Origin of the sequence: Massilia pseudoviolaceinigra, assembly GCF_030846505.1 — a bacterium.
GTDB classification, from domain to species: domain Bacteria; phylum Pseudomonadota; class Gammaproteobacteria; order Burkholderiales; family Burkholderiaceae_D; genus Telluria_A; species Telluria_A violaceinigra.
This window is the reverse complement of the sequence record NZ_JAVCWL010000050.1, coordinates 22,400-38,849: the sequence shown is the minus strand read 5'-3', so window position 1 is coordinate 38,849 and position 16,450 is coordinate 22,400. Positions and strand designations below refer to the sequence as shown.

The following is a 16,450-nucleotide window of genomic DNA, read 5'->3' as shown; positions in this document are numbered from 1 at the left end:
GAGACGGAAGTTGAGCATGTCAATTTTTAGATTCGCCAGTCATATGAAAGGTCGGTTTGATGATGCAGAATGGGGCTGCTAGTCTGGACAACGCGCCAGGGCAGGCAGCCTGGCGGTCCGTCCATGTTGATGCCGGCGACCGACACGACACGGTGCATACTGCCTGCGTTGTCGATCCCGTCGTGAGCGACTTCACGGCCGAGACCGCTGAGAGAAAAGTAAGCGTCGGCCCAGCGCCGTCTTGAGCCAGCTGTCGAATCGCTTGATAATAGCGTGACACCGCTGGGAAGCGGCGTGTTGTTAGGCAGGTGCCAGTTGGCCGGCACAATGCCAGGGGAGGAACTCGTCAACACGGTTTACGGGGTGATCGGCGATGTGGGCTAGCACATGGCGCAACCAAGCTTCGGGGTCGACACCGTTGAGCTTGGCCGTCCCGATCGGCGAGTAGATGGCGGCAGCGCGTTCGCCGCCCGTGTCGGCGACGGCAAACAGATAGTTACGGCGACCGATGACAACCCCACGCAGAGCGCGTTCTGCAGCGGAGTTGTCAGCGTCAGCGAGAAGACGCTTAACCCTAACCCACAATCGCTGCAAGTGAACCTGCATTTGACGCAACCGACCTGCATTTAATTGGCTCGGTCCAGCAATAACTGCAACTGACCGAGTGCCCATAAAGCCACGCCATGACGCCAGTTCTTGTACGTTGATTCATGCACAGGGTTCTTGGTCTCGCTATGTCTGGCAGGTCCGGCACAGTGAGCTAGGCCCGCTGCCCTTCCAATAAACCCTCGTTTGTTGGTCGCATGCTCTTGCAAAAGGTATAGCATGGTCGCGCCGACGAAAATTCGTTTTGGCTCAAAACCTAGTAAAGTCTCCATCACCTGGCCAGTCCGCGCTATGATTATGAAGCGGAACGACGATGGTCTTGCAGCGATGGGATACGCAACTGGAGAGGCTCCGATCGCTCTGCGAAAACCAGTTATCAGGGGTTGCCGCCGGGATTGAATGACGGAGAGGCCAGCGTCCCCGGCATCACCATCGTAAACCGCTCAGCGAAAAACTATCATAACGCTCATTCGTCAACGGATCACTGCTTTAGTAGGGGCCACTTATCCTACATCCGAAATGGAGGAACTGATGTTCCGTTTTCGTTTCCTGCACACCAATGAGCGTGGCTTTTTCGCCTCGATTGTCACGAGTCTTTTTGTGTTGGCGGCATCACTTTCCGGCTGTGCTGTCACCGAGGTAAGTAGCGCACGCAACGAGCCATTGGCGATGCGTGAGTTCGCTCCCCCTCGCGATCCCCAGGAACCTCCAACGGTCGGAGCACGCCACACCCGTCACGGCAAACCTTTTGTCGGCCTGGCTATTTCAGGTGGAGGGAGCCGGGCAGCCGTTTTTTCTTGGAGCGTGCTGGAAAAGCTGGCTCAGCTCGGCATACTAGAGCACGTCGACGCAATCTCCTCCGTGTCGGGCGGCTCGCTAGCAGCGGCAACTTATGTACTCAGCGCCGACCAACTGCATAGAGCTGATGATTGGGCTTTGATACGCAACAGGCTGGGCCAGGATTTGTTGACACCGTGGCTGGGCAAGCTGGCTAATCCCCTCAATTGGGGAAAAATGCTGACCTCGGACCTTGAACGCACCCATTTGATGGCGGAGGTATTCGAAAACCGTTTTTTTCACGGGGCTACTTTCGCCACGTTGGAACGGCGGACGAACGGCCCCATCCTGCTGCTCAATTCAACGCTGGCTTCGGGTAAGAACGCGGGAGATCCATTTGTCTTCAGTTACCGTAGTTTTGCCGACATCGGTTCACGGTTGGACACCTATCCGATCAGCCATGCAGTGATGGCGTCTGGTGCTTTTCCAGGAGTCTTTGGAAATATTACGTTAAGAGTATTCAATGACGAGAATCAACGGGGACAGCCGGTCCCAACTTACGTGCGCGTCTTCGATGGTGGCGTTGCCGATAATCTTGGCCTGTACACATTGCTCGACGTCGCCCGAGAAACTTACGATGCTCCCATGTCGAGGTTGGCCCCCATGCCGGGCTGCCTGCTGATTTCGATCGACGCGGGCACTCCCAACTTAGATGGGGAAATGAAGGCATTGATGCCCGATACCGATAATTCCCTATTCGATTTGATCATTAAAGGAACGGCTTGGGATGCCATCAATGGCATGATGAACATCAATCGGAGCGCAACTTTGCAGGAATTTTCCCAGTACGCTCGACGTGGGCAAATGCGCTTGACGTCGCCACGTATCATCATGCCCATGGTGGGTCAACTGACCGATATTCCTCAAACAGAGGAATTACTCGACCCCGTCAGTAGTTTTCCCTTGTTCGGACCGCGCGCGTCGGGGCAGCAGGACTGGGCCGCTCCCCTCTTCACCCCGACTGATTTAGTCAGGCCAAGCAAGAGCGGCAGCTTTACGGAGCAGGAAGTTGAGCAATTAATGCTCGCTCAACGGCAATGGCAATCGTCAGCGCCGCAATGCAAACTTTGGCATATCAACTTTGAACGCTTGCGCGCCATGGATTCTTATGTCTTCAAGGATGGGCGGAGTTATACGCAAAAGGCTGATACCCCGGCCGCCGCGTATAAATTCAAGCTACCCCCAATGACCGTAAAAACAAGTCCAGACGGTACGGTTACCCAATTCCTGCAAGAAAGCGAAATCAGCACGCCACTTTTTAGTGATACCCGTAATCTGAACGAGAGGGAATTCAACCAGCTCGCCAGCATCAATGGCTTTCGCGCAAGTCTGTGGGGCTTCGTATCGCAGGTTGGCACCAGTTACCGCTTGACAGGCGTGCCGCATTGCGGGCCCGAACTGATCAGCCAGCAATTAGCCACGGCCGCGGACCTGTTGGTGAATGAGGACCGCAGCGCTTTGCAGCAAGTGCTAACATGGTTTCGCGGGATGGGGTTACCGGTTGTCGAACCAGTCGCAGCGCGGTCACGGAATATGGTCGCGATGCCGCGCATAAAAACCATTTTACTGGCGACACGCCGTGTGGGGACAATTCCACTCTCCGAGTGCGTGCGCTGAGCTGAGAGAATAATGGCTCGAACCCATTGCGACAGCTATAGACGTCGCTGTGGCCCCTCCTACTGTAGTGATCTTCATTTGTTGGTCTCCCGATGAAATGGCGAAACCGAGGCCGTGCAGAACATCGTGGTCAGTTGCAGATAATCCTGGTTCGCGGCGATGGAATGCAAGTCGGCGCGGATAAATGCAGGTTCATTTGCAACTCATGCTGGTTTGAGGGCGCTTCAGTTGCAGTTATTCCTGGTCGAGAATTGGCTGGAATGCTGGTCAGGCGCGTTTCAAATGCAGGTCAAGTATCCAAGCAATACCGCCGACTACAAGGTACATAAGAATGTTCGGGTCCGTGCTGGCGAGGGTTGAGAGCGGATACTGCAAACACGGGGCGTGTCAACTGCGACGAGTGGAACCGTCTGGCACTGCCGCGGTCTAACTGCGTGCGGGGATGAGTGCCCTGTGGGGACCCGGTAGCCTAGTGCCGATCCTCTCTGCCGTTTCCTAAAAGGAGGAGAAAATGGACCCGCAGAATCGTACTGCCCGGCGCGGCTCAACGCTGGTCGCCGGGCTGTTAATTCCTTTGTATATCCATGCCGCTAACCAAACGCCGCCGCCGAAGGCCGAGCCGCAGTCCCAGGCAAGCCAGGCCGTGCAGCCGCAGGTCGACAAGCGCACCGCCGATGCGGCCCTGCAAAAGCAGCGCGAGCTGATGGCGGAAGCCCAGTCCGCGATTGCGGAAACGGAAAAAGCCCTGAAGGCGCTGGACGAGAAACGCAACCGGGATGCGCTCGCCGCACTGGCGTCCGCCACCGGTACGCTGGAGCTGCTCCTGGCGCGCAGTCCCAAACTGGCCCTTGCGCCCATCCGCACCGATGTGGTCACGCACGATCTGCTGGCCAGCAACGACACCGTCAAGGCGGCCGTGAAGGAGGTGCGTGACCGGTTGCGCGATGGCGAGGTGCAAAAGGCGCGGCAACTGATGCAGGGCCTCGCGAGCGAGGTCGAGTTCCGCACGCTGAACATCCCGCTCGAAACCTATCCGGCCGCCATCAAGGCCATCACGCCCCTGATCGATGCCGGCAAGATCGAGGAAGCAAAAATGGCGCTGCGCACCATGCTCAACACGCTGGTGGTTACCACCGAGGTGGTGCCGCTGCCCAAGCTGCGCGCGGAAGAACAGATCAAGGCCGCCCAGGCGCTTGCCGAAAAAGCCAACCGCAGCAAGGAAGAAAACGACAGGCTCGCCCAGAGCATCGCGGCCGCGCGCGACCAGTTGAAAATTGCCGAGCTGCTTGGTTATGGCGATAAAAAGGACTACAAGCCCATGTATCAGCAGATTGACGAGCTTGAGAAGAAAACCGCTGGCGGCAAGTCCGGCATGGGCTGGTTCGAGAAGCTCAAGCAGCAACTCGCCGCATGGATGTAAGCAGTCGGACTCCGGCGTAGCCACGCCCATACGTTCCGGACCCGACAGGCAGGCAGGCCTATGCCGGACCCTGTAGCAAACCTGTACCGTCGAAAATGGCTGCTCAGGGCAACCGGCGTGAGCGGCGGCGCCGTGCTGGCTGCCGCCGCGGTTCCCTTCCTGGAAAGCCTGGCGCCGAGCGAAGCGGCCAAGGCCGCGGGCGCGCCGGTCGAGGTCGATATTAACCAGATCGCCCCGGGCGCCTTGTTCACCACCGAGTGGCGCGGCCGGCCGGTGTGGATACTGCACCGGACCGCGCCCATGCTCGCTCTGCTGCGTGGCAACGATGAGCGCCTGGCCGATCCCCGCTCCGAGCAAGCACAGCAACCGCCGTATGCGGCCAACCCGACCCGCTCGATCCGCCCCGCGTTCCTGGTTGCGACCGGCATCTGCACCCACCTCGGTTGCGTGCCCGTGTACCGCCCCGAGGTCGCGCCGGCGGACCTGGGCAGCGATTGGAGCGGCGGGTTTTATTGTCCCTGCCACGGCTCCCGATTCGACCTTGCAGGCCGCGTGTTCAAGAACGTTCCCGCGCCCACCAATCTGGAAATCCCCCCTCACGAGTACCTGAGCGATACCCGCCTGCGCATCGGCGCCGACCGCGAGCACCCGGCCTGAGCGGCTGATATCCCCGCCAAACCGCCGGCGTTCATGCGATCCAGATGGCCTGTGGGAAAGCTCTTACATGCGCACGCGTCATCGTCCACTACGCTCGGCGGTTTGTCATTTGCATAATGTTAAACAACTTAACATGATGAAGTGACAAAGGAAGCCATGAACTCTATCAACACCGGCAGCGCCATCGTGGTCCACGGTGGCGCGGGTGCCGGACGCGATCTCGATTACGGCTGCGTACAGGCCGCCCTGGCCGCGCGAGAACAGCTTGACCAGGACGGCGACGCGCTCGATGCCGCCATCGCCGCCGTCCTCGCGCTGGAAAACGACAGCCGCTTCAACGCCGGAACGGGCGCCGCACTTGGCCTTGACGGCACGACCATCGAAATGGACGCCTGCGTGATGGATACGCGCGGGCGCCTCGGCGCCGTGGCCGGCTTGCGCGCGGTGAAAAACCCGGTGCTGGTCGCGCGCGACGTGTCGCGCACGCCGCATTGCCTGCTGAGCGGGGAGGGCGCCGAGCGCTTCGCACGCGCCATGGGTCACGCGCCGTATCGCGAGGTCAGCGACAAGGCGCGGCGAGCCCACAAAAAAATGATCGACCAGCTCGCCGGCGATGGACAAGCCATGCCCGGAGCCGACAACAACGATTTCGCGCGCTTCTGGAACTATGCCTGCTCGCCGGCATTCGCCGCCAAGAGCGGTTGCGACACGGTAGGCGCCGTGGTGCGCGACCAGGATGGCCACTTCGCCGTGGCCGGCTCCACCGGCGGCTCGGCGCCATCGCTGCTCGGGCGGGTGGGCGACACCCCGATCATCGGCAGCGGCTTCTACGCCGGTCCCCACGGCGCGGTGGCGGCCACCGGTATCGGCGAACACATCATGCGCCACATGCTGGCCAGCACGGTCTATCACTGGATCGCCTCCGGCACCGCGCTGGACGAAGCGCTGCGGCGCGGCGTCGGCCTGTTCCCGGACGATGTCAGCGTCGGACTGATTGCGGTCAGCCGCACGGACGCTGGCGCGTTCAGCAATGCGCCCATGCCGCAGGCGGAGGTGAGCCATGGATGAGACGACCGATGGGCCGCGTCACGGCCACCTCCTGATCGTCGGCGGCAGCGAGGACCGCCAGCACGATATGCGCGTGCTCACGCGCTTCGTCGAGCTGTGCGGCGGCGTCGAGCAGCCAGTGGCCGTGATGACGGCCGCCAGCGAGATCGGCGACCAGGTGTTCGAGATGTACCGCGTGGCCTTCGCTGAACTTGGTGTGACGCACATGACGCACGTGCATCTCGATTCTCCCAAGGAAGCCGCCAGTGAAAAACTGCTCTCGCGCATCCGCGAAGCGAAGGGCATCTTCATGGCCGGCGGTGACCAGAAACGCCTGCTGGAAATGATCGGCGGCACGCCCGTCCACGCTGAAATCGCCACAGCGTTTGCGCGGGGCGCCTGCATCGCCGGCACCAGCGCCGGGGCCTCGGCCATGTCGCGCTTCATGCTAGCCGAAGGCAAGGCCGAGCTCGAACCCGAAAAGGGGGCGATCCGCCTCGGCGTGGGTCTCGGCTTCGTCGAACGCATCGTGGTCGACCAGCATTTCGCCCAGCGCAAGCGCCTGCCGCGCCTGCTGTCGATCATTGCCGAGCGTCCCGATCTGTACGGCGTCGGCATCGATGAAGACACCGCGCTGCTGATCAGCCCCGGCATCGGCATCGAAGTGATCGGCGGCGGCGCGGTGACCCTGGTCGATGGCCTGAACATGATCAGCAATATCGATGAACTGGACACCGGCGACGTGCCCAGGCTGATCGACGTGCGCCTGCACCTGCTGCCCACCGGCACCCGTTTCGATGCGGCCGCAGACGAAAGCACCCGCGTACCGCCACCTTTTCAAGATTTCTTTGACGCCCTTATTCAACCAGAACAACGAGAACCATCATGATGACCATTTTGCGACAACGTTTCCTGCGCGGCCCCAATCTGTTTGCCGACACGCCCTGCATGCTGACCCTGGTCGACCTGGGGCCGCTGGCCAATGTCGTCCCCGCCGCCATTGCCGGCCTGCACGAGCGTTTGACGGCGCTGCTGCCGTCGCTGCGCGACTATCGCGATCCGGCGGACGGCGATCTGGGTGACCTGCTCGAGCACCTCACCCTTGAGTTGCAAAGCCTGGCAGGCAGCGAGGTCGGCAGCCTGGAGAGGCGCGACGTGCGCAAGGGGCAGGGCCAGTGCCGCGTGGTGTGCAGCTACCAGTTCGAGCGCGTCGCCACCCAGGCGTTCGACCTGGCCCTGCGCGTGGTCGATGCGCTGATCAACCGGACGATCGTGGATGTCGAGGCCGGCCTCGCCGAACTGAAGGACACCGTGGCCGACTGCGCCATCGGCACCAGCACCGGCGCCGTGCTGGCCGCAGCCCGGCGGCGCGGCATCCCGCTGATCCGCCTGACCGATAGCGCCAACCTGTTCCAGCTTGGCTGGGGCAGCCGCCAGAAGCGCTTGCAGGCCACGGTCACGGGCCGCACCAACTATATTGCCGTCGACATCGCCAGCGACAAGCAGCTGACCAAGACGCTGCTGGAGCAGGCCGGCCTGCCGGTGCCCGAAGGCGGCACTGTGCGCAGCGCCGACGATGCCGTGCGCATGGCCAGCCGAATCGAGGGTCCGGTCACCGTCAAGCCGCTCGACGCCAACCAGGGCAAGGGCGTCACCACGCGCTGCTGCAATGACGAGGAGGTACGCACGGCATTCGCCCATGCACGCGAACATGCGCGCACGGTGATCGTGGAACGCTTCCTCAAGGGCCGCGACTACCGCGTGCTCGTGACCGGCAACAAGGTCGCCGCGGCCTCATGGCGCCGCCCTCCGCACGTCACGGGCGACGGCATGTCGACCATCCGCCAACTGGTCGCTGTCGAAAACAGCAGTCCGGCGCGCGGCGAGGGCCACACCAATATCCTGACCAGGATCCCGCTCGACGACATCGCGCTTGAAGTCCTGCACAAGCAGGGCATGGACGCCGACTCGGTGGCCCCCGCCGGCACCGTGGTCGAACTGCGCGGCAACGCCAATCTGTCGACCGGCGGAACAGCGGAAGACGTGACCGATCTGCTGCCGCGTTCCACGGTCCAGATCTGCATCCGCGCCGCCAAAACGATTGGCCTGGACGTGGCCGGCATCGACATCGTGTGCGAAGACATCGCCAAGCCGCTGGCCGCGCAGGGCGGCGGCATCATCGAAGTCAACGCCGCGCCCGGCATCCGCATGCACCAGTATCCGTCGGCCGGCACCCCGCGCGACGCCGGCGACGCCATCGTCGAATCGATGTTCGCCGGCAGCGATGGCCGCATTCCCCTGATCGCCGTCACCGGCACCAACGGCAAGACCACCACCACGCGCCTGATCGAACACGCGGCGCGCAAGACCGGCCTGACCACCGGCATGACCACGACCGAAGGCGTGTACATCAACGGCGAGCTGACCATGGAAGGCGATTGCACGGGCTACCATTCGGCGCTGTCGCTCCTGAACGCGCCCGATGTCGACCTGGCGGTGCTGGAAACGGCGCGCGGCGGCATCCTCAAGCGCGGGCTGGCGTTCGACCGCTGCGACATCAGCGTGGTGCTCAATGTGTCGGCCGACCATCTGGGCCTGGACGGGGTGGATACGCTGGAAGAGCTGGCCAAGGTCAAGGAAGTGGTGGCGCGCGCTGCATCGCGCGCCGTGGTGCTCAACGCGCATGATCCTTTCTGCGTGGACATGGCCAGCCGCCTCGCTCCCGGCGTCGAAATCCTGTATTTTTCGCTCGACGACAGCCATCCGGTGCTGCGCAAGCACCTTGCCGGTGGGGGGCGCGCCGTGTACCTGCACCAGCGCAGCGTGGTGCTGGCCAACGGTGGCGAAGAGCAGCGCCTGATGGACGAACGCGCCATGCCGGTGTCGATGAACGGCGTGGCGCGCTACAACGTGGCTAACGCGCTCGCCGCCGCCGCCGCGCTCGTCGCTGCCGGCTTCGACAACAACACCATCGTCGCCGGCCTGTCGAGCTTCGTGTCCGATGGTAAAAACAATCCCTTGCGCTCGAACGTGTTCGACATCGGCGGCGTGCAGGTGGTGGTCGACTTCGCGCACAACTGCGCCGCTTACGGCGCCTTGTCCGAAATGGCGCGCGGCATGGCGGCCGGGCAGATCGTGGGCGTGGTGTCGGCGCCGGGCGACCGGCGCGACCAGGACCTGCGCGACATCGGCCAGGTGTGCGCGGCAGGGTTCGATACGGTGGTCGTGTACGAGTCCGAAAGCCGTGGCAGGCCGGAAGGCGAGACTGCGCGCCTGATTTCGGAGGGCGCATTGAGCGCGTCGCCCGAGCCTGGCCGTCTCCATTGCAAGCTCGACGCGCACGAAGCGATCCGCTTTGCCTTGCGCATGTGCAGCCCGGGGGACATGCTCATTTTCGGTTGCGGCTCGTCATTGAGCGAACTGATCGAAGCGATTCGCCCGGACATGCCCTTGCTTGCGGAAAAAATTACCGCCGACATCGCCTAGGCCGGCGTGCCTTGCTGCATAAAATGAGACAGTGGAGGCAGGCGTATTCCTACACCACTTCTGCGATATCGCCTATTCATGCGCGCCAGTGACAGGATTAACATGGAAGGTCATCGCAAGGCCGCAGCAGCGAGCGTCGTCCGCAAGAGGACGCCTGGCGACACGCTGCTCCGGCTGCGCTGACTCATCTCAATCGACAATCAGGAGGAAGACCATGTTGAGCCGTATTCTCGGGTTGGTGGCTGTTGCGGTCGGTGGAACGTTGCTGGCCAAGCAAATGCAAAAGTCTGGCGGCAAGGGCAGTGAATCGCGTGTCAGTATCGATGTCGATCTTCCGGTGCGCACTGTCTACGACCAGTTCACGCAGTTCGAGCAATTTCCCCAGTTTATGGAAAGTGTGCATGAAGTGCGCCAGCTCGACGACAAGCGCCTGCACTGGAAGGCGGACGTGTTCGGCAAGGTCATCGAGTGGGATGCCGAAATCACCGAGCAGATTCCCGACAAAAAAATCGCCTGGCGCAGCACCTCCGGCACGCCCAATGGCGGCGCGGTGACGTTCAAGGAGCTGTCGGGCGGGCGCACCAACGTCACGCTCGAGATGTATTACGAACCGCAAGATGCGGTCGAAACCATGGGCGACATGCTCGGGGCCGTTCGCATGCAGGCGCGCTCCAACCTGCAGCGCTTCAAGGATATGCTGGAGAAGCGCGGCAGCGAAACCGGCGCATGGCGCGGCACGATATCGAAAGAGAGCGGGGCAGGGCCGATGCATTAACCACCCCGGCGAGCCGCGTCGCCCCTGCCAGCGTCAGGCGCCATGAGCTGGCTTCGGCGGCCGGCAGGCGACTCCGCCGGCCAGCTACCGGCAGGTTTGATGCCTACCCGGTCCGGAAGGAGGCATGCACCTCCCAATCCGGACCGCGCTTGGTCACGTACTGGATATTGTGCGTGATATGCCTTCGGAAGAACGACGCGCCGGCACATCGCCCGACGCGCCGCGATGATTTATGGATGCGCCGCGATGACCTGCGCCACCGCTGCCGTGAGGCGTTTTCCGTAAGGTACATGCAGGAACTCGTTCGGCCCGTGCGCATTGCTCTTCGGTCCCAACACGCCGCACACCATCATCTGGGCTTTCGGGAAGCTCTTCTGCAGCAAGCCCATCAGTGGAATGGTGCCGCCTTCGCCGAGATAGCCGACCGGCGTGCCGAAATGGCTTTCGCTGGCCGCGTTCACTGCGGTGGACAGCCACGGGCTCAGTTCCGGTGTATTCCACCCGCTGGCGCCGTACGATCCCGGCGTGCCATCCGGCACGAACGACACGCGCGCATTGTAGGGCGCATTGTCTTCCAGCAACGCCTTCAATTGGAGCGCGGCGGCATTGCCGTCGAGCAAAGGCGGAATGCGCAGCGACAGCTTGAAGGCGGAGTAGGGACGCAGCACGTTGCCGGCGTTGGCGAACTCCGGAAAGCCTTCCGCCCCCACCACCGACAAGGTCGGGCGCCACGTGCGGTTCAAGATCGCTTCGAGCGGATCGGTCGTGACCGGCAGCACCGAGCCGCCATCGGCGCCGCAGGCCCACGGCATGCGCTTGTACACTTCTTCCTTCAAGATGGCGGCGGTCGCTTTCGCTTCCTCGATGCGCACGTGTGGAATTTCACAGTGAAAGCTTTCCGGCAGCAAGCGCCCGGTCTTCGCGTCTTCAAGCCGGTCCAGCAGATGGCGCAGGATGCGGAAACTCGACGGCACCACGCCCGAATGGGCGCCCGAGTGGATGCCCTCGGTCAGCACTTCCACCTTCAGGGTGCCCGATACCATGCCCCGCAGCGACGTGGTCAGCCACAACTGGTCGTAGTTGCCCGCACCCGAATCGAGGCAAACCACCAGCGACACCTGGCCCAGGCGGTCGCCCAGCATCTCGAGGTAGGGCGGCAAGTCGTACGAGCCGCTTTCCTCGCAGGTTTCGATCAGGCCCACGCAGCGCGGGCGAGGAATGTTCTGACGGTCCAGCGCCATGATGGCCGTGAGCGAGGCATACACGGCATAGCCGTCATCGGCCCCGCCGCGTCCGTACAGCTTGCCGTCCTCGTACTTGGGCGTCCACGGACCCAGGTCGCCGCGCCAGCCGTCGAATTCGGGCTGCTTGTCGAGGTGGCCGTAGATCAGGATGGTGTCGTTGGAAGCGGCCTTGGTGGCCGGCAGCTCGAAGAAAATGACGGGCGAGCGATTCGGCGCACGCAGCACTTCGAATTTCAGGCCTGGAATCTTCTTACTCCTGATCCACGCTTCGGCATCGCGCACGACCCGGTCGAGATAGCCGTTGGCTTCCCAATGGGCATCGAAGGCGGGGCTTTTGGCCGGCACGGCGATGTACGAGACCAGGGCCGGAACGATTTCTTCATCCCAGACGCGGTCGGCAAAGGCCGCGAGTTCGCTTTGGGAGAGCGTGCCGCTGGTGGGCGACGAAGTTGGGTGGTTCATGGGATTCTCTCTTGAACAGAATATCGTATTTTACTGTAGCACTTCATTCGATGGGAGGGTGCCGGCCATGTCGTTCGCCGCTGTGCCGATGTCGGCGGCGATACCGGAGTATGCGACCACTTGCGCATCCCCGCCGGATCCGGATTCCGGCGTATTATCTGGATATTAAGCAAACAGCAGGCAAGACATCGCTTCACCACTGACCAAGGAGAACAAGCATGGCTGGAAAGAAGATTTTGTTTCTGACGGGCGATTTTGCGGAAGATTACGAGACCATGGTGCCATTCCAGGCGCTGCAGATGGTCGGCCATACCGTGCACGCGGTTTGTCCGGGCAAGAAAGCGGGCGACAAGATCAAGACCGCGATCCACGATTTCGAGGGCGACCAGACCTACACGGAAAAACCCGGCCATCTGTTCGCGCTCAACGCCAGCTTCGATGAGGCCGACGCCGGCAACTACGATGCCTTGATGATCGCCGGCGGACGCGCCCCGGAATACCTGCGCCTGAATGAGCGGGTGATCGAACTGGTCAGGCAGTTCGCGCAGGCGAACAAGCCGATCGCGGCGGTGTGCCATGGCGCGCAGTTGCTGGCGGCCGCGGATGTGATTCGCGGCAAGCGCATTTCCGCCTATCCCGCATGTTCGCCGGAAGTGCGCATGGCGGGGGGCGAGTATGCGCAGATCGAGGTCGACCAGGCGGTCACGGACGGTAATTTCGTCACGGCGCCAGCATGGCCGGCGCACCCGCAGTGGCTGGCGCAATTTCTCAGGCTGCTCGGGACCGAGATCAGGCTCTGAACGCTGGCGCGGCGGCACGCCGCGCGTTCAGAACGTGAACGACTTGACCAGCGTCAGTTCGCCGATGCTGCGCATGGGCAGCACGAACTCTTCGCGTTTCTCGCGCGGGGTGTTTTCGTTATACACCAGCGTCACGCGCGCGGTGATCATCTGCATCTGGCGCTTGCTTTCGTTGAAGTGGTAGCCGTTCGCGCCCAGCTTGCCCCAGTAATTGATGTACACGTGGTAGTTCCCGCGCAAGGGCGCGGTCATCGTGTACATCTCAGGGCCGGGGCCATCCACGCTGTCGACGTCCAGCCCGCCGCCGTTGGTCAATACCGGGTGGCCGAAGTAAGCGTGCTGGCCGTCGGGCGTGACGATGTGCAGGTCGATCTCGGCTTCGGTATCGTCCCAGGCGCAGATGATGCGCAGGCCGGGGAGGGGCCGGCCCGAGCTGGTTTCGTAGAACTGCACGCGCCTGAGCGATTTGCCCTGGGGCGATTTGACTTCCACGCTGTTCGACCCGGCACCGAACAGGTAAGGGCGCGCGAAATGGCCCTGGTCGTCCGTCATCAGGCGCAGGGGATTTCCGTTGACCACAAGCTGGTGCGCCTCGCGCTTGCCGGCGGCCGCCGCGATGCGCCCCTTGATCATGCTGCGTTTGCTCTGGGCGCCGCGGTCGATCGGCGAATTGGGGTAGGCCACCGTTGCCTGATCGCTCTTCTCTACCAGTCCCGAGCGGTTCCATCCGCCGGCCGGCGAGGCTATTTCCGTGGCCATCGCGGACGGCAGGGCCAGTGCCAGTGCCAGGGCCAGGGCCGGGCGGCACAGCTTGCAGGTCAATTTCATCAGGGGACTCCAGGAGGTTTGCGCGATTGTAACCGCTGGCCCGGCCGGTTGTTAAATTGCCTTTGTTTTATTGTTAATTCATGAGTAAGCTTGTTTTTAATATAAATCGATGTGCTGCGGATTTTCAAGTACGGAAGAAGCTGATACGACAGCTCGGCGTCAACCAAGGGTAGAAGCAGGTAAATGACACTGACTACACTAACAGGAGAGCATGTACATGAATATCAATCCATTCGATCTGTCGGTTTCCGATTTCGTGGCGCAGTCGGCCAGGTGGTGCGCGGAGTTCAATATTCCGGAAGACTTTCCCTACGATCTGAAGGTGGAGATCGCGGACCGCGCGCTGTTCGATACCGGCACCGATAAATACGAGCAGATTGCCGAGGAAGCCGAGGACTGGATCGAACAGGAACGTACCCGTTTGGGCGAAGCGCTGCCGACGTTCAGCACGCACGCCGATTACATCGTGCGCACCGAGCAGTGGCGCAACGAGTTCAATATTCCCCCATACCTGCCCTACACGGAGCAGGTGCGCATTGCCGATGAAGTGCTGCGCACGAGCGACCGGTCCAAATATGCCGGCATGCTATCGGCGGCCGAAGAATGGAGTAAAACTGAAAGCGCCAACCTGCATGCCGAACCGCCTTTCGATGGCTGGAAAGAGCAAATCCGGCGCCAGCTGCTGCAGATCCAGAAAGGCAAATACCTGATGATTTATGTGCCGTATGGTGCGAGCAACTACAGGATCGAGCAGGGAACCCTGACCAGTGTCGACTGGAATAAGGGCACGGTGCTCCTGCACAGCACCGTGTATAACCGCGATAACACCGTGGCGATCGATAACATCCAGAGTATCGACGAAAGCCGCAGCGGTTCGGGTGCGCTGGGCTCGGTGCAGACGGCCGATCTGCGGCTGGTCGGCAATGACTGGTATCGCGGCAACACCAAGCTGTAACAGCCTGGCGGTTCAAGAGGCCACCGGCTGGCGGTGTCCTCCCGCTGGGCGGCGCTTGGCGCGGTACCCTGCCCGAACCGCGGTGGTGCCGAATTCATCGGCCCCCAGATCGATCGCGCCTTTGCTGCGCGACCGGACACTGCATCAGCATCCTCCGCGCTGCCTGGCCCATGGGCTATTGCCGTTGGTGGCTCAGGATGAAGGTCGCGTTCCAGGCAGTTCCAGGCAGGGTGATCCAGCCATCGAAGCGGGGGCACTGCGCGCGAATGGCGCATAGCCCGGCCAGCTCGATAATTTCCGGCCCATGCAGCTTCTGTCGTAGCGCGGAAACAGGGCCTTCATGCGATGCGATGGACTCGTTGCTACGTTGTCATTCACCAATTCCGGCGAGCCGCATTGGTGAACGGGAGCGGCAAACAGCCGAGCCTCGAACTCGTACTGCTGGAGATACGGGATAAAGCGCACTTGTCTTTCAACACCGGTCAGCCCGGTAATTTGAGTGTGATCACGCGAGTTGATGGCCCGGTTTTCACGTAGAACGATGGTCCTGCCCCGAGTTGTTTTAGCCTCTTGCACAGCGCGCCGGCTAGGGCGCTGTTTTTGATCGTGCGGTTAGAACGGTCGCCGTCGAACCTGTCAGGACGTTCGTGTTGAGGATGGCGGTCGTAGTATCGTCGAATCTGAAGTCCATAGCTCGATGCACATGCTTCGATCAATGCACTCATGCAGCAGTAGATTTCTGCGGCATTTTTATCCGAAACAGGTGGCAGATGGACGACGAGCGGAGGCTGTCTGTTCATGTCTGTTGGCGCCGACCGAAAATTGACCCACCCCGCCGATTGAAATTTGACCCAGGGCGGGACGCCGCCTTTTGACGCAAAGCCTGCTGGCGACCTGTCGGCTGAGCGACATCAATCCGTATGACTACTTCGTCGACGTGCTGCAGCGTTCCAACAGCCGAAGACGCAGCCGTGTGGCTCGATCCCGCGCTTGAAGCAGAACATGCGGAACAGCTCATAAGCTCTGGTGCATCCCTGCATCGGCGCACAATCGCGAGACAGGTGATCAGCATGCGCTGGCTGATTTTACGCGTGGCTGTCAGCCCCGCTTACGGCGGGACGGCTTTGTGAGCACGCCGTCGACCGGGTGAGGCGGCCAGCCACTGCCACGACCTGTCTGGCCCGATCGAGGGAGCAAACGTCGCCGGCCGTCCCCGGACCGTGGCGCTTCAGCTTTTCCTCCAGCGCCGTGGCAGGGAGCCCAATCGCTTTCGCCAGTCACGGGCTGCCGGAATCATCAATGCTTCTCGAAGAAGCGTGCCTGCTCGAGGGTCGAACGCACGCGGTTGGCCTGCTTGCTCCAACCATGTCCCTGGTCGGGGAATACGATGTACTCTACTGGCACTGATCGTTTCTTCAGTGCCGCCACCACCTGCTCCGCCTCCACGACCGGCACGCTGGTGTCATTCGCCCCATGCATCACAAGCAGGGGCGAGCGCACGCGGTCAAGCTTGTGGATGGGCGAGAGGTCGCGCAGCAGCTTCAGCTGGGTCTTGGGGGCGCCGTATTCCCCGGTGCCGATGGCGCTCATCCAGGGGGTGCTTCGCAGCCGCCGCGCTGCACCACAACCTCGCCGGTCCGGGCATCGGCAACTGCGGTACAAATTTTATGTGGGCCCACTGTGGCGTGGGTCAAACTGAGCGCCGATGCGCAGGCG

The 16,450-nt window shown here is 62.0% G+C and carries 15 protein-coding genes and 1 pseudogene; 10 read left to right on the top strand and 6 right to left on the bottom strand.

From position 1 onward, the window contains the following. Nucleotides 1-300: 300 nt before the first annotated feature. Nucleotides 301-555: pseudogene (locus RBA40_RS31365) on the bottom strand (transposase domain-containing protein); the annotation flags it as partial. Nucleotides 556-1,137: 582 nt separating this feature from the next. On the opposite strand from RBA40_RS31365, the gene RBA40_RS31360 reads away from it, so the two are divergent. The 7 genes from RBA40_RS31360 (at nucleotide 1,138) to RBA40_RS31330 (ending at nucleotide 10,445) form a co-directional block, all read left to right on the top strand. Further along, on the top strand, nucleotides 1,138-3,060 hold the full coding sequence (locus RBA40_RS31360; protein ID WP_306652642.1) for a patatin-like phospholipase family protein: 1,923 nt from the start codon (nucleotides 1,138-1,140) through the stop codon (nucleotides 3,058-3,060). A gap of 511 nt (nucleotides 3,061-3,571) precedes the next feature. After that, entirely contained in the window at nucleotides 3,572-4,480 is a 909-nt protein-coding gene (locus RBA40_RS31355; protein ID WP_306652641.1) for a YfdX family protein, read from the top strand. A 60-nt stretch (nucleotides 4,481-4,540) separates the two neighbouring features. After that, nucleotides 4,541-5,137 (top strand): ubiquinol-cytochrome c reductase iron-sulfur subunit, encoded by a 597-nt coding sequence (gene petA, locus RBA40_RS31350; protein WP_306652639.1) that lies wholly within the window; start codon nucleotides 4,541-4,543, stop codon nucleotides 5,135-5,137. A 156-nt stretch (nucleotides 5,138-5,293) separates the two neighbouring features. Next, nucleotides 5,294-6,205 (top strand): isoaspartyl peptidase/L-asparaginase, encoded by a 912-nt coding sequence (locus RBA40_RS31345; RefSeq protein ID WP_306652637.1) that lies wholly within the window; start codon nucleotides 5,294-5,296, stop codon nucleotides 6,203-6,205. Next, nucleotides 6,198-7,073 (top strand): cyanophycinase, encoded by an 876-nt coding sequence (locus RBA40_RS31340; protein ID WP_306652635.1) that lies wholly within the window; start codon nucleotides 6,198-6,200, stop codon nucleotides 7,071-7,073. The genes RBA40_RS31345 and RBA40_RS31340 overlap by 8 nt, the downstream gene beginning before the upstream one ends. Then, nucleotides 7,070-9,670 (top strand): cyanophycin synthetase, encoded by a 2,601-nt coding sequence (cphA, locus tag RBA40_RS31335; protein WP_306652633.1) that lies wholly within the window; start codon nucleotides 7,070-7,072, stop codon nucleotides 9,668-9,670. The genes RBA40_RS31340 and cphA overlap by 4 nt, the downstream gene beginning before the upstream one ends. A 214-nt stretch (nucleotides 9,671-9,884) precedes the next feature. Next, nucleotides 9,885-10,445: an SRPBCC family protein gene (locus RBA40_RS31330; protein WP_306652631.1), complete on the top strand. Its 561-nt coding sequence runs from the start codon at nucleotides 9,885-9,887 to the stop codon at nucleotides 10,443-10,445. Between the two features lie 230 nt (nucleotides 10,446-10,675). Here RBA40_RS31330 and RBA40_RS31325 read toward each other — a convergent pair whose 3' ends face one another. Next, a complete protein-coding gene (locus tag RBA40_RS31325; RefSeq protein ID WP_306652629.1) occupies nucleotides 10,676-12,151 on the bottom strand; it encodes a M20 family metallopeptidase in 1,476 nt (491 codons plus the stop codon). A gap of 218 nt (nucleotides 12,152-12,369) precedes the next feature. On the opposite strand from RBA40_RS31325, the gene RBA40_RS31320 reads away from it, so the two are divergent. Continuing rightward, complete coding sequence (locus tag RBA40_RS31320) at nucleotides 12,370-12,951, top strand: DJ-1/PfpI family protein (RefSeq protein WP_306652627.1); 582 nt, start codon at nucleotides 12,370-12,372, stop codon at nucleotides 12,949-12,951. Nucleotides 12,952-12,978: 27 nt separating this feature from the next. Here RBA40_RS31320 and RBA40_RS31315 read toward each other — a convergent pair whose 3' ends face one another. Continuing rightward, on the bottom strand, nucleotides 12,979-13,779 hold the full coding sequence (locus RBA40_RS31315) for a YfaP family protein (RefSeq protein ID WP_306652625.1): 801 nt from the start codon (nucleotides 13,777-13,779) through the stop codon (nucleotides 12,979-12,981). Between the two features lie 217 nt (nucleotides 13,780-13,996). On the opposite strand from RBA40_RS31315, the gene RBA40_RS31310 reads away from it, so the two are divergent. Next, the gene (locus RBA40_RS31310) at nucleotides 13,997-14,734 is read left to right on the top strand and encodes a hypothetical protein (RefSeq protein ID WP_306652623.1); all 738 of its coding nucleotides are present in this window, start codon (nucleotides 13,997-13,999) and stop codon (nucleotides 14,732-14,734) included. Nucleotides 14,735-14,926: 192 nt separating this feature from the next. Here the strand turns inward: RBA40_RS31310 and RBA40_RS33665 are convergent, their stop codons facing one another. Then, nucleotides 14,927-15,199, bottom strand: a complete 273-nt coding sequence (locus tag RBA40_RS33665; RefSeq protein ID WP_374710572.1) for a DUF4276 family protein — start codon at nucleotides 15,197-15,199, stop codon at nucleotides 14,927-14,929. 17 nt (nucleotides 15,200-15,216) lie between these two features. Then, complete coding sequence (locus RBA40_RS31305) at nucleotides 15,217-15,534, bottom strand: hypothetical protein (RefSeq protein ID WP_306652621.1); 318 nt, start codon at nucleotides 15,532-15,534, stop codon at nucleotides 15,217-15,219. Between the two features lie 71 nt (nucleotides 15,535-15,605). Between RBA40_RS31305 and RBA40_RS31300 the strand changes: the two genes are divergently transcribed. Beyond that, nucleotides 15,606-15,728, top strand: coding sequence for a transposase domain-containing protein (locus RBA40_RS31300; RefSeq protein ID WP_374710571.1), 123 nt, complete (start codon nucleotides 15,606-15,608; stop codon nucleotides 15,726-15,728). 302 nt (nucleotides 15,729-16,030) lie between these two features. Here RBA40_RS31300 and RBA40_RS31295 read toward each other — a convergent pair whose 3' ends face one another. Next, nucleotides 16,031-16,324 carry an alpha/beta hydrolase family protein gene (locus RBA40_RS31295; protein ID WP_306652619.1) on the bottom strand — a complete coding sequence of 98 codons (294 nt, stop codon included), beginning with the start codon at nucleotides 16,322-16,324 and terminating at the stop codon, nucleotides 16,031-16,033. Nucleotides 16,325-16,450: the final 126 nt, after the last annotated feature.